A 12,704-nucleotide genomic window follows, 5' to 3' on the forward strand; every position below is an offset into this window, starting at 1 on the left:
AATTAGCGGTCCACGTCTGACATAACAAAATCGATACTACCCAGATAGACGATCAGGTCGGATACCAGGCTGCCGCGGATCGCCGACGGGATCTGCTGCAGGTGCGCAAAGCTCGGCGTGCGGACGCGGGTACGGTAGCTCATGGTGCTGCCGTCGCTGGTCAGGTAGTAACTGTTAATCCCCTTGGTCGCCTCAATCATCTGGAAGGATTCGTTGGCCGGCATGACCGGGCCCCACGATACCTGCAGGAAGTGGGTGATCAGGGTTTCGATATGCTGCAGCGTGCGCTCTTTCGGCGGCGGCGTGGTCAGCGGGTGATCCGCTTTGAACGGCCCTTCCGGCATATTGTCGAGGCACTGCTGAAGAATGCGCAGGCTCTGGCGCAGCTCTTCGACTTTCAGCATCACGCGGGTGTAGCAGTCAGAAACGCCACCGCCGGTCGGGACTTCGAAGTCGAAATTTTCGTAGCCAGAATAAGGACGCCATTTACGCACGTCGAAGCCGATACCTGTGGCGCGCAGGCCTGCGCCGGTGGTGCCCCACTCCAGCGCCTCTTTGGCGGTATAGGCTGCCACGCCGACGGAACGGCCCTTCAGAATGGTGTTGCGCAGGGCGGCTTTTTCATAGGAGTCCAGACGCTTCGGCATCCACTCGAGGAACTCACGCAGCAGACGATCCCAGCCGCGCGGCAGATCGTGCGCGACGCCGCCGATGCGGAACCACGCCGGGTGCATACGGAAACCGGTGATCGCTTCCACCAGATCGTAGATTTTCTGCCGATCGGTAAAGGCGAAGAAGACAGGCGTCATCGCGCCGACGTCCTGAATAAAGGTTGAGATATACAGCAGGTGGCTGTTGATGCGGAACAGTTCGGAGAGCATCACGCGGATCACGTTGACGCGATCCGGCACGGTGATCCCGGCCAGTTTTTCTACGGCCAGCACGTACGGCATCTCGTTGACGCAGCCGCCAAGGTATTCGATACGGTCGGTGTACGGGATGTAGCTGTGCCAGGACTGGCGCTCGCCCATCTTCTCGGCGCCGCGGTGGTGGTAACCGATATCCGGCACGCAGTCGACGATCTCTTCGCCATCCAGCTGCAGAATAATGCGGAAGGCACCGTGCGCGGACGGGTGGTTCGGACCGAGGTTGAGGAACATGAAGTCCTCGTTGTCGGTGCCGCGTTTCATGCCCCACTCTTCCGGTTTGAAAGTCAGCGCTTCCATCTCCAGATCCTGTTTGGCTTTGGTCAGCTCAAACGGATCGAATTCGGTGGCGCGCGCCGGGTAGTCTTTACGCAGCGGGTGGCCTTCCCAGGTCGGCGGCATCATGATGCGACGCAGATTTGGGTGGCCATCGAAGGTAATACCAAACATTTCCCAGGTTTCACGTTCATACCAGTTGGCGTTGGGGAACAGTTTGGTGAAGGTTGGCAGATGCAGATCGTTTTCAGACAGCGCCACCTTGAGCATGATGTCGCGGTTGCGGTCGATGGAAATCAGGTGATAGAAAACGGAAAAATCCGCGGCGGGCAGGCCATCGCGGTGCGTGCGCAGACGTTCGTCCATACCGTGCAGGTCAAACAGCATCACGTAAGGCTTCGGCAATTTCTTCAGGAAATCACCCACCTCAAGCAGCTGCTCGCGCTTGACCCATACCACCGGTACGCCGGTGCGGGTTGGCTGAACGGTAAAGGCATCCGGCCCAAAGCGGTTGCGCAGTTCGCCGATCACCGGGTCATCAAGGTGATCGCGGGTTTGCCAGGCTGGTGCGGCGTCATGCGCGGTTAAATCGGTCATATTGTTCACCATTGCAAAAGGTCCGTGGTGACTGCCGGGCGAGACTTCGCGCTGTTGTAGATTGATTTGCGAAGTGATTCTCCCGCCCGCAGGCGCAAATTAAATCTCGTCCGGCGTCCGCAGATTGGTCACTGCAATACGTTCGCCGCGTTTACGCTCGCGTTCCGACTGCATATTGGCGCGATAGACGCCCTGATCGCCAACCACCCATGAGAGCGGACGACGTTCTTTACCAATGGACTCCTGCAGCAGCATCAGCGCCTGCATATAGGCCTCCGGACGCGGCGGGCAGCCCGGGATGTACACATCGACCGGGATGAATTTATCCACGCCCTGGACGACGGAATAGATGTCGTACATGCCGCCGGAGTTCGCGCAGGCGCCCATGGAAATCACCCACTTCGGCTCCAGCATCTGATCATAGAGACGCTGAATCACCGGCGCCATTTTGGTGAAGCAGGTTCCGGCGACCACCATCAGGTCCGCCTGACGCGGAGAGGCGCGCAGAACTTCGGCCCCAAAGCGCGCAACGTCATGCACCGCAGTGAATGACGTCACCATTTCCACATAACAGCAAGAAAGGCCGAAGTTATACGGCCAAATTGAGTTCTTACGGCCCCAGTTCACCATGTCATGCAGCGCGTGTTCGAGTTTCCCCATATACACGCTTTTGTTGACTTCCTGCTCCAGGGGGTCGGTAACGATCTCCTGTTTCTGCAGGGGGTAACGGTCGTTCTCACCGTTAGGATCTATGCGGGTGAGCGTATAATCCATCTTATTGCCTCGCTTTTACTGCATATGACGGTTAGTGGGACTGTCTGTTTCCGGGTTAACCAGCGTGCGACGGGAACGCGCAGGCGTCCAGTCCAGTGCGCCGATGCGAACGAGATAAACCAGACCAGCCAGTAGCACTAAAATGAAAATTGCGGCTTCCACAAAGCCGACCCAACCGCTCTCGCGGATGGAGGTCGACCATGCGTAGAGATACAGGGCTTCCACGTCGAAGATAACGAAGAACATGGCAACCAGATAAAACTTCGCAGAAAGACGTAAGCGGGCCGAACCAACGGAGTCGATCCCCGATTCAAACGGCGTGTTTTTGCTACGCGCGCGCGCGCGACCGCCAAGGTACCAGCCGCCGACGAGCATCAGGCAGCACAGGCCGATAGCGATGATGAGAAATATAGCGAATGCCCAGTGATGAGCGATGACTTCAGTGGATGTTGACATACGCATTGCTTAACCAAAAAAGTGTAGCGCCAAAACCCTCTGCTCTTACTGGCAGATGAACGCCACAGCGTTTCACGGGAGGAATAAAAAATAACCGTGCAAAAAAGCGTCCCTGGAAGATGTGAGAAGCCCAGATGCCGTGGCTTTTTACCCCTTTCTTTAACCTTTTGTCAACTTTAACAAAAGTTTTCATAACATTAATTTACATTGGAATCTTTTCATTAACATTAAATGCCCTTTTATGCGAAATAACCTTGCATACTGTTCGGTTTTAGTGTTGTTGAATCGTGTCCGTTTCCGTCGTAAATCAAAAATCCCTGCTATTTTGACAGGATTTAGCCTCGATTCCTCCCCCCAAAGAGGGGTATTTTCTTGATCTGCGACACGGTTTTGTTAATTACCCCAGGAAATCGGCAACAATCCATCCGGTTTTTTAACATTAGCAGGAAGTGTTGAAAGTGCTGGGAAAAGTCGGCAAGGTGAGCGCCAGGTCACGCCAATATGCTGATTTTCTTGCAAAGAAATAAAAAAAAGATTCAAAACATCAATAATAGTGCAAAAAAAAGAGCCACCAGACGGGAAACCCACCCTTGAGGCTCTTTTTGGGCACTTACATTCTGTTACCAGTTTTTGTGATCTTTGTTAGCAAAATAACCTCACAAAATGAAGGTGCTTCCTCCCTCTTCCGGAGTAAGTGCCGGCCCGGCGCGCCAGGGATCGCTCTCCTGGCTCAGAGATTGAAAAATCGCCTGCGGTAGTTCGCCCACCGTCTGCGGATTGCAGCTAACGACGTACCGGGTATCCGGCAGGACCGGCAGGCCATCGCTGATGCCGGCCACGCGCAAATCCGGGCTCATCATTTCGACCGGACGCGCGGTGACCCCCAGCCCGGCTTTCACCGCCGCTTTCACCCCGGAGAGCGACGAGGCGCCGTGAGCCAGATGCCAGGAGACGCGGGCAGCCTCCAGCGCGGCGATGATGTCCTCACGGAACGGGCCAGGCTCTTCGAGCAAGATGAGGGGGATCGATTCCCCTTTCGCCAGCACGTAGTCCGCTGCACAGTACCAGAGGGTAGGCGACGTTCTCAGCGTGAAAGCGGTAAAACCGGGAAGCTGATGGGTGGTTAATGCCAGATCGACCTCTCCCGCGCTCAGCATCGCCATGATGACGGCATGGGGATGGACTTTAATCTCCAGCGTCATTCTGGGATAGAAGCAGCCGATGCGGTTTAACAGAAACGGCAGGATAGTATCAGCGGTTTCTTCCGACGCGCCGATGGTCAGTCCCCCCTGCAGGCTGCCATACATCAGCGACATGCAGGCTTCATCGTTAAAGCGCAGGATTTTGCGGGCATAGCCCAGCAGCTGGATGCCCTGCTCGGTCAGCAGTTTATTGCGTCCGTGACGAGCGAAAAGCTCCTTGCCAACCAGTTGCTCCAGGCGTTGCATTTGCTGGCTGACCGCGGACTGGGTACGACACACTGCGGCGGCGGCGGCGGCGAAGGTGTTCAAATCAGCGACTGCTACAAAGGTGCGCAGCAGATCGAGATCGAGGTTGAGTATCGGACGTGTTGTATTAATCATCTTTCTTCACTTACAGGTGGCTAACGCTGACCTGCCTTGTTGATGCTTTACGCCAGGTTTCCGGCTATTCCCTGAGCCTCGTGCTCACCGTCTGATGGCGGATAAACAACTGGACGAACGTTATTACATGCCAAAGTACTCGTCTGAGCAAATGCGCAGAACACCGGAGTAATATATTGTTCGTATTTCTCATTATTATTTATTACCACGGCCAGCCAGGCGTCTTACGTCGCCCCGGAAAATCGCGCAGTAGTGGTGAGAAAGCCTCTCTTTCGCCGGACTTCTTTTTGGCGAACAACGAACAATAAAATCCTGTAATAACAATATATTAAATATCAATTCAGCCATAATTCATGCCGACTACCACTGATATTAACGGCGATATTCTAACCGATTCCCATCCTTTTTATAAGCCTTAATAAGGATTAACTGAGATAATTTTAAATTTTTTTCAACATTTTATATAAATTAACAAACCTCAGATTATTACCTGTCAAAAATAATAATAATGCGCTTGCACGCAGTTTTTTATTAAAATTATTTAACATCAAAATTACAAATCAACCGCTATGAGATTAAAAATAGCGTTTTCTAGCCGCCCCCCATTCTCCAGCGCCCCGTTTACCTAACCAACAAACCAGATAAATGATGGTAAAAAAGGCACTACATCAACATAGACGACCGAAAAAATGCCATGAAAAGGCATAAACAATAGGAAAAACCAGCAACCAACAGATAAATCAATTACGCTTAAAATCCTGCATTAGCAAAATCTTCTCCTGCAAAGCCTTCAAAACAGCGGGGAGGCGGAGTACATTGTTCCGTGCTGACTTCCACGGCAGGGAGTGGCGATAACAGCTAAAAGGTCAAGATTCATGTCCCCCATCGAAAAATCCAGCAAGTTAGAGAACGTCTGTTATGACATCCGCGGACCGGTTCTGAAAGAAGCGAAACGTCTTGAAGAAGAAGGCAATAAGGTTCTGAAACTGAACATCGGCAACCCGGCGCCCTTCGGCTTCGAAGCCCCTGACGAGATCCTCGTCGACGTCATCCGCAATCTGCCCACCGCCCAGGGATACTGCGATTCGAAAGGATTGTACTCGGCGCGTAAAGCTATCATGCAGCATTACCAGGCGCGGGGAATGCGCGATGTCACCGTGGAAGATATTTACATCGGCAACGGCGTGTCCGAGCTGATTGTGCAGGCGATGCAGGCGTTGTTAAACAGTGGCGATGAGATGCTGGTTCCCGCTCCGGACTACCCGCTGTGGACGGCAGCGGTGTCTCTTTCCAGTGGTAAAGCGGTGCACTATCTGTGTGACGAATCCTCTGACTGGTTTCCGGATCTTGACGATATCCGCGCCAAAATCACGCCTCGCACCCGCGGGATCGTGATCATCAACCCCAACAACCCCACCGGCGCGGTCTACTCCAAAGAGCTGCTGCAGGAGATCGTGGAGATCGCCCGCCAGCACAACCTGATTATTTTCGCCGATGAGATCTACGACAAGATCCTCTACGACGAAGCCCAGCATCACTCGATTGCCGCTCTGGCGCCGGATCTGCTGACGGTGACCTTCAACGGACTGTCGAAAACTTACCGCGTCGCTGGCTTCCGTCAGGGCTGGATGGTGCTGAATGGCCCGAAAAAACACGCGAAAGGCTATATCGAAGGACTGGAAATGCTGGCCTCGATGCGTCTGTGCGCCAACGTGCCGGCCCAGCATGCTATCCAGACCGCGCTGGGCGGCTACCAGAGTATCAGCGAATTCATCATTCCCGGCGGGCGTCTGTATGAACAACGCAACCGCGCCTGGGAGCTGATCAACGATATTCCGGGCGTCTCCTGCATGAAGCCAAAAGGCGCGCTGTACATGTTCCCGAAAATTGACGCCAAACGCTTCAATATTCACGACGACCAGAAAATGGTGCTCGATTTCCTGCTGCAGGAGAAAGTGCTGCTGGTGCAGGGTACTGCCTTTAACTGGCCGTGGCCGGATCACGTGCGTATTGTGACCCTGCCTCGCGAAGACGACCTGGAGATGGCGATCTCCCGCTTTGGCCGCTTCCTCTCCGGCTACCATCAGCTTTAGTCGTGCTGCCGCCGGCATTTGCATCCGGCGGCGATCCCTGCGCACAATGGAACCCGATGTTGTCACTGATTAAGGGTTCCTATGAGTCAGAGTCATTTCTTTGCCCACCTCTCCCGTCTGAAACTGATTAACCGCTGGCCGCTGATGCGCAACGTGCGCACCGAAAATGTCTCCGAGCACAGCCTGCAGGTGGCGATGGTCGCCCACGCGCTGGCGGCGATTAAAAACCGCAAATTTGGCGGCCTGGTCAACCCAGAGCGTATCGCCCTGCTGGCGATGTACCACGACGCCTCCGAGGTTTTAACCGGTGATCTCCCTACCCCGGTGAAATATTTTAATTCACAGATTGCTCAGGAATATAAGGCGATTGAGAAAATCGCCCAGCAGAAGCTGGTGGATATGGTGCCTGACGAGCTGCGCGATATTTTCGAACCGCTGATTGACGAGCATCATTACAGTGAGGAAGAGCAGTCGATCGTCAAACAGGCTGACGCCCTCTGCGCCTACCTGAAATGCCTCGAAGAGCTGTCGGCGGGCAACAACGAATTTCTGCTGGCCAAAGGCCGTCTGGAAAAAACGCTGGCGTCGCGGCGCAGCGCGGAGATGGATTACTTTATGCAGGTGTTTGTCCCGAGCTTCCAGCTGTCGCTGGATGAAATCAGCCAGGATTCGCCGCTGTAATTTTTCAGGCCGGGCAGCGGTCGCCCCCTACCCGGCCTGCATATCTTAAAACGGGAAGAGCACCGGGATCAGCAGAACGCAGACCACCATCACCAGCACGGTAAAGGGCACGCCGATTTTGACAAAATCGCTAAATGAGTACTTACCCGGGCCAAGCACCAGAGTATTAACCGGCGAAGAGACCGGGGTCATAAACGCCGCCGAAGCCGCCATCGCCACCACCATGGCAAAGGGATAAGGCGACACACCCATCGACTTCGCCGCCGCCAGGGCAATAGGCGCCATCAGCACCGCGGTGGCCGTGTTAGAGATAAACAGGCCTATCGCCGCGCACATCACAAACAGGCAGCCGAGCATCAGATAAGGCCCCTCGCCTCCGGCGACGTCCATTAGTCCCTTAACCACCAGATCCACCCCACCGGTTTTCTGCAACGCCAGGGCGAACGGCATCATCCCGACAATCAGAATGATGCTCGGCCAGTGGATCGCCTTGTAGGCGCTTTCGGCGTTGATACAGCGGAATTTGCCCATCAGCAGACAGGCGATGATCGCGGCGATGGGGTTGGGGATTTCATCCGTCAGCATCAGGGCCACCATCAGCACCAGACAGAAAATCGCGTGCGGAGCCTGGCTGTGGGCCGGCGAAGCGTCATCAACCTCAACCGGCATATTGAGCACCACGAAATCCCGGCCGCGCTTCGCCAGCAGGGCAATTTGCCGCCAGTTGCCGACCACCAGCAGAATATCGCCGAGCTGCAGCGGCTCATCGACCACGGAACCATCCATCGCTTTGCCATCGCGCTTCATGCCGACGATATTGAGACCAAACCGGGTGCGGAAGGCTATCTCACGCACCGTTTTTCCTATCATCTCTGAATCCGGGATCAGCGCCACCTCCGCCATCCCCACATCCAGCGCCTGATCGGCAAAATACTCCCCGCGCAGCACCATCGGCTCGAGCATTTGCTCGCCGCAGAACTGGCGCAAGTCGACATCGGAGGCAGACATATCGATCAGCAGGACGTCGCGGGCGCGAAATTCCGAGACCCCATTAACGTTAACAATCACCCGACGGAACCGCCGCCAGCGCTCAACGCCGATGACGTTGGCACAGTAGCGCTCACGCAGCTTTAAATCATCCAGCCGCTGACCGATCATCGGCGAACCGGGTCGGATCGCCAGCCGGCGAGCGCGGCCGGTGAGGTGATATTCGCGGATCAAATCGCGAAAGGTACTTCTTTTTCGCCCATCGCGCGCGGAATCGCCATTATCCGTCTTCAGCATAAAGCGCACCGCCAGCATATAGACGATGCCCAGGATCAGCACCACCAGGCCAATCGGCGTGACGCTGAAAAAACTGAAGCCGTGCAGTCCTTCGCGCAGCAGTTCACTGTTGACCACCAGGTTGGGCGGCGTCGCCACCAGGGTCATCATCCCGCTGATAAGCCCGGCGAAGCTCAGCGGCATCATCAGCCGCGAGGGTGAGGTATTCATCCGCGCCGAGACGCTAAGGACCACCGGAATGAAAATGGCGACCACGCCGGTGGAGCTCATAAACGCGCCCAACCCGGCGACGGTGAGCATCAGGTAGATCAGCATTTTGGTTTCGCTGTTGCCTGCCACGCTCACCAGCCAGGCGCCCATCTTGGTGGCCACCCCGGTACGCACCAGGCCGTCGCCGATAATAAACAGGGCGGCAATCAGGATCACGTTAGGATCGCTGAACCCGGAAAAAGCTTCGGTCAGCGTCAGCGTGCCGCTGAGGACAAAGGCGACAATGACCATCAGGGCGATAGCATCCATGCGCACCTTACCGGTAGCAAACAGCACAACCGCGATGGCCAGGAGGGATAAAACCCAAATCAATTCACCGTTCACAACGTTTCCTTGTCACAAGTGGGAGTCGACATAGTGGCATAAAAAAGCCCCGACGACGCGGGGCGAAATCATGGGTTTACGCTTTAAGACGCACATTTACCACGCCGTCAGTCTGGCGTTCAACCACCAGATCTTCCAGGCTGCTCAGCACGAGGTCGGCTTCATCCCGACGGGGGGCATCGGCGGGCACGTTGACCGCGATAGTGCGACAGCCGGCCGCCAGTCCGGAGAGGAGCCCCGCCGGCGCATCTTCCACCACCGCGCACTCCCCGGCAGGCAGACCCAGCCGCTCGGCGCCCAGCAAATAGGCGTCCGGCGCCGGCTTGCCATGCTTCACCTGCTCAGCGGTGACAAACACCTCCGGCATCGGCAGGCCCGCCGCGCGGTGACGCGCATGGGCAACCGGAATCGAGCCGGAGGTGACAATCGCCCACGGGATCCCGGCCTCATTGAGCGTATTCAGCAGGGCTAACGCCCCCGGTAGAGCGACGATGCCTTCGATATCAGTGGCTTCCATCTGCTCGAGATAACGGAATTCGGCCTGGATATCCTCCTCGCTGCGACCCGGCATAAAATGGCGAATGGAGGTAATGGCCTGCTTGCCGTGAATAAAACTGAGAATTTCATCATGGTCAATGGCGAAACGATCCCCCCATTTGCACCATGAACGCTCCACCACCGGCAAGGAATCCACCAGCGTCCCGTCTAAATCGAACAGGAAACCTTTACACTGCACGGGCACCTCCCTCAGGCATTGATGATTTGGTTAATTTCGTTACTGCTCAGATGATACTGGCGTGGGCAGGCGTGCCAGACGCTCAGCATCCGCTGATATTTCTCCCACATCGGGGTCTGCGAGTTAAAGCCATGGGTGCCGGCGTCAAAGTGGCTGTAACGGCCTTCAACGTTGACCATAAAGCGCACGTAGCCGAGAAAACGCGCTTCGGTGGCGGCATCAAATCCGAGGAAGGTGACCCGACGCTCGTCGATACCCGCCGCATCTTTCAGGTTGGTCCAGGAGACGTGTAGCGCGTGGTACATCTCCATGATGTCGATTACGGTACGGCAGGTTTCTTCCGTCAGCTGGCCGAACTCGCGGTCCAGTTCACGCATCTGCAGCCCATACCCACGCTCAATGATGGTTTGCAGACGACGGTAGCGCTCCGCATTGTCCGGGTCGAGCATCGTCATCATCTTGTACTGATTGGATAAAATCAGACGCTGCGCATTGGTCATTTCCATGTTGTGACTCCTGTAGCACGGTAGGGCGTGAAATAAAGAAGGCGCATAAATCATGCGCCTTCTTTTATATGCGTTTTCCGTAGTGAATTACAAATCATCAAGGAAAGTTTTATCGAGTTGTTTGAAGGCGCGCTTAAGCGTGTCAGCCAACGCCTGATAATCGGGCTTGCCTTCGACAGGCGCCAGCGCCTGCCCCGCCTCCTGCAGTTTGCCGCGTACTTCGTAGAACCAGTTAAGAATGGAAGGCGGCAGCGGCGTCACTGAACGTTTACCCAACCACCATAACCCCTGCATCGGCAGGCTCAGTGCAAACAGCGCAGTGGCCACGGCGGGCCCCAGCTGGCCGCCCAGCGCTATCTGCCAGCAGAGGGTGAAAATGGCGATCGGCGGCATGATGCGGATGGCGTAGCGGGTGGCACGAATGATGCGGTTTTCAATAAATACCGGCGCGAGGCGCTTGTCGAGAGGCCAGGTCTTCGCGTAGTGCTGCCCGCGGTTGAACAAGCTAAAGAAGCTAACGGGGCGTTTCTCAGGGGTCGACATGGCTTTACCTCAACTTTACATATAAAACTTAAAAAATTCGTGCAAAACACCAACTATGCATGACATCGTTCAAAAGATTTTGGCAAAGGATGCCGCAATCAGGTATCCTGTGCCCGCCTGAAAGGGCGGATAGACTCTTTTGCCAGGCTAGTCAAATTATCGCATATTCTGCCATTGGCTGAAAATTATGCAAAATGGCATAAAATCAAATGTACTTATCTCATCGTGCCTGAAAACAGAACAAGGCATGATGTTAATCATAAATGTCGAGGTCATCCTGCGCTACGCTAATGACACACTGACGTTTTTTTAGCCACGTATCATAAAAAGGTACTTCCATGTCGAGTAAGTTAGTACTGGTTCTGAACTGCGGTAGCTCCTCTCTGAAATTTGCTATCCTTGACGCCGTTAACGGCGACGAATACCTGTCCGGTTTAGCGGAATGCTTCCACCTGCCAGAAGCCCGTATCAAATGGAAAATTGACGGCGGCAAACAAGAAGCCGAATTAGGCGCGGGCGCCGCGCACAGCGAAGCACTGAACTTTATCGTTAACACTATTCTGGCACAAAAACCAGAACTGTCTGCTCAGCTGACCGCAATTGGCCACCGTATCGTCCACGGCGGTGAAAAATACACCAGCTCCGTCGTCATCGACGAGTCCGTGATTCAGGGCATTAAAGACGCGGCGTCCTTCGCACCGCTACACAACCCGGCACATCTGATCGGCATCGCTGAAGCGCTGAAATCCTTCCCGCACCTGAAAGACAAAAACGTGGCAGTATTCGATACGGCGTTCCACCAGACCATGCCGGAAGAATCCTATCTCTACGCCCTGCCGTACAGCCTGTACAAAGAGCACGGCGTTCGTCGTTACGGCGCACACGGCACCAGCCACTTCTACGTGACTCAGGAAGCCGCTAAGATCCTGAACAAGCCGGTTGAAGAGCTGAACATCATCACCTGCCACCTTGGCAACGGTGGTTCGGTTTCCGCTATTCGTAACGGCAAATGCGTTGACACCTCCATGGGTCTGACCCCGCTGGAAGGCCTGGTGATGGGTACCCGCTCCGGCGATATCGATCCGGCAATCATCTTCCATCTGCACGACACCCTGGGCATGAGCGTTGACGCCATCAACAAAATGCTGACCAAAGAGTCCGGCCTGCTGGGCCTGACCGAAGTCACCAGCGACTGCCGCTACGTAGAAGACAACTACCAGGAAAAAGCCGACGCTAAACGCGCGATGGACGTCTACTGCCACCGCCTGGCGAAATACATCGGCTCCTACACCGCGCTGATGGACGGCCGTCTCGACGCCGTGGTCTTCACCGGTGGCATTGGTGAAAACGCCGCGATGGTGCGTGAGCTGTCGCTGGGCAAACTGGGCGTACTGGGCTTCGAAGTTGACCATGAGCGTAATCTGGCTGCCCGTTTCGGCAAGTCTGGCTTCATCAACAAAGAAGGCACCCGTCCTGCCGTGGTTATCCCGACCAACGAAGAGCTGGTCATCGCGCAAGACGCCAGCCGTCTGACCGCATAATTCCACACCGCCAGCCCTGACCCGCAATACTTCGAGCTGCAGGAAGGCGGCGACACAGCAGATCCCCGGCGCATACGCGACCGGGGTGAGCAAGTAGAGCCAACGCACGTGCAA

At 55.3% G+C, this 12,704-nt stretch carries 11 protein-coding genes; 3 read left to right on the forward strand and 8 right to left on the reverse strand.

Features of this window, described 5'->3' with window-relative positions; genetic code table 11:
- Positions 1-2 precede the first annotated feature (2 nt).
- The 4 genes from nuoC to GQR96_RS17380 form a co-directional block, all read right to left on the reverse strand.
- On the reverse strand, positions 3-1,811 hold the full coding sequence (gene nuoC / locus GQR96_RS17365; protein WP_004201746.1) for an NADH-quinone oxidoreductase subunit C/D: 1,809 nt from the start codon (positions 1,809-1,811) through the stop codon (positions 3-5).
- A gap of 87 nt (positions 1,812-1,898) precedes the next feature.
- Positions 1,899-2,573 (reverse strand): NADH-quinone oxidoreductase subunit NuoB, encoded by a 675-nt coding sequence (nuoB, locus tag GQR96_RS17370; protein WP_002913178.1) that lies wholly within the window; start codon positions 2,571-2,573, stop codon positions 1,899-1,901.
- Between the two features lie 15 nt (positions 2,574-2,588).
- Positions 2,589-3,035, reverse strand: coding sequence for an NADH-quinone oxidoreductase subunit NuoA (nuoA, locus tag GQR96_RS17375; protein ID WP_002913181.1), 447 nt, complete (start codon positions 3,033-3,035; stop codon positions 2,589-2,591).
- Positions 3,036-3,685: 650 nt separating this feature from the next.
- Positions 3,686-4,612, reverse strand: a complete 927-nt coding sequence (locus GQR96_RS17380) for a LysR family transcriptional regulator (protein WP_004201747.1) — start codon at positions 4,610-4,612, stop codon at positions 3,686-3,688.
- A gap of 875 nt (positions 4,613-5,487) precedes the next feature.
- On the opposite strand from GQR96_RS17380, the gene alaA reads away from it, so the two are divergent.
- Both alaA and yfbR read left to right on the forward strand, forming a co-directional pair.
- Positions 5,488-6,705, forward strand: a complete 1,218-nt coding sequence (gene alaA, locus GQR96_RS17385; protein WP_004201748.1) for an alanine transaminase AlaA — start codon at positions 5,488-5,490, stop codon at positions 6,703-6,705.
- Positions 6,706-6,786: 81 nt separating this feature from the next.
- Entirely contained in the window at positions 6,787-7,386 is a 600-nt protein-coding gene (gene yfbR / locus GQR96_RS17390) for a 5'-deoxynucleotidase (RefSeq protein WP_043520241.1), read from the forward strand.
- Positions 7,387-7,431: 45 nt separating this feature from the next.
- On the opposite strand, the gene GQR96_RS17395 is transcribed toward yfbR, so the two are convergent.
- The 4 genes from GQR96_RS17395 to yfbV all read right to left on the reverse strand — a co-directional run bounded on the left by GQR96_RS17395 (position 7,432) and on the right by yfbV (position 11,049).
- Complete coding sequence (locus GQR96_RS17395) at positions 7,432-9,264, reverse strand: SLC13 family permease (RefSeq protein WP_004201750.1); 1,833 nt, start codon at positions 9,262-9,264, stop codon at positions 7,432-7,434.
- 76 nt (positions 9,265-9,340) lie between these two features.
- A complete protein-coding gene (locus GQR96_RS17400; protein ID WP_004201751.1) occupies positions 9,341-10,000 on the reverse strand; it encodes a sugar phosphatase in 660 nt (219 codons plus the stop codon).
- An 11-nt stretch (positions 10,001-10,011) separates the two neighbouring features.
- Positions 10,012-10,506, reverse strand: a complete 495-nt coding sequence (locus tag GQR96_RS17405; protein WP_004201754.1) for a YfbU family protein — start codon at positions 10,504-10,506, stop codon at positions 10,012-10,014.
- A gap of 87 nt (positions 10,507-10,593) precedes the next feature.
- Positions 10,594-11,049 carry a terminus macrodomain insulation protein YfbV gene (gene yfbV, locus GQR96_RS17410; RefSeq protein ID WP_002913194.1) on the reverse strand — a complete coding sequence of 152 codons (456 nt, stop codon included), beginning with the start codon at positions 11,047-11,049 and terminating at the stop codon, positions 10,594-10,596.
- Between the two features lie 338 nt (positions 11,050-11,387).
- Between yfbV and ackA the strand changes: the two genes are divergently transcribed.
- Positions 11,388-12,590, forward strand: coding sequence for an acetate kinase (gene ackA / locus GQR96_RS17415; RefSeq protein WP_004201756.1), 1,203 nt, complete (start codon positions 11,388-11,390; stop codon positions 12,588-12,590).
- Positions 12,591-12,704 lie beyond the last annotated feature (114 nt).

The sequence above is a fragment of the Klebsiella sp. PCX genome (assembly GCF_021869705.1).
Lineage (GTDB): Bacteria > Pseudomonadota > Gammaproteobacteria > Enterobacterales > Enterobacteriaceae > Klebsiella > Klebsiella quasipneumoniae.

Bases quoted from the DNA above. Each gene is read 5' to 3' on its own strand.
- yfbR (WP_043520241.1), top strand. From the start codon at position 6,787: ATGAGTCAGAGTCATTTCTTTGCCCACCTCTCCCGTCTGAAACTGATT.
- nuoA (WP_002913181.1), bottom strand. From the start codon at position 3,035: ATGCGTATGTCAACATCCACTGAAGTCATCGCTCATCACTGGGCATTC.
- nuoB (WP_002913178.1), bottom strand. From the start codon at position 2,573: ATGGATTATACGCTCACCCGCATAGATCCTAACGGTGAGAACGACCGT.
- ackA (WP_004201756.1), top strand. From the start codon at position 11,388: ATGTCGAGTAAGTTAGTACTGGTTCTGAACTGCGGTAGCTCCTCTCTG.
- alaA (WP_004201748.1), top strand. From the start codon at position 5,488: ATGTCCCCCATCGAAAAATCCAGCAAGTTAGAGAACGTCTGTTATGAC.
- GQR96_RS17405 (WP_004201754.1), bottom strand. From the start codon at position 10,506: ATGGAAATGACCAATGCGCAGCGTCTGATTTTATCCAATCAGTACAAG.
- nuoC (WP_004201746.1), bottom strand. From the start codon at position 1,811: ATGGTGAACAATATGACCGATTTAACCGCGCATGACGCCGCACCAGCC.
- yfbV (WP_002913194.1), bottom strand. From the start codon at position 11,049: ATGTCGACCCCTGAGAAACGCCCCGTTAGCTTCTTTAGCTTGTTCAAC.
- GQR96_RS17380 (WP_004201747.1), bottom strand. From the start codon at position 4,612: ATGATTAATACAACACGTCCGATACTCAACCTCGATCTCGATCTGCTG.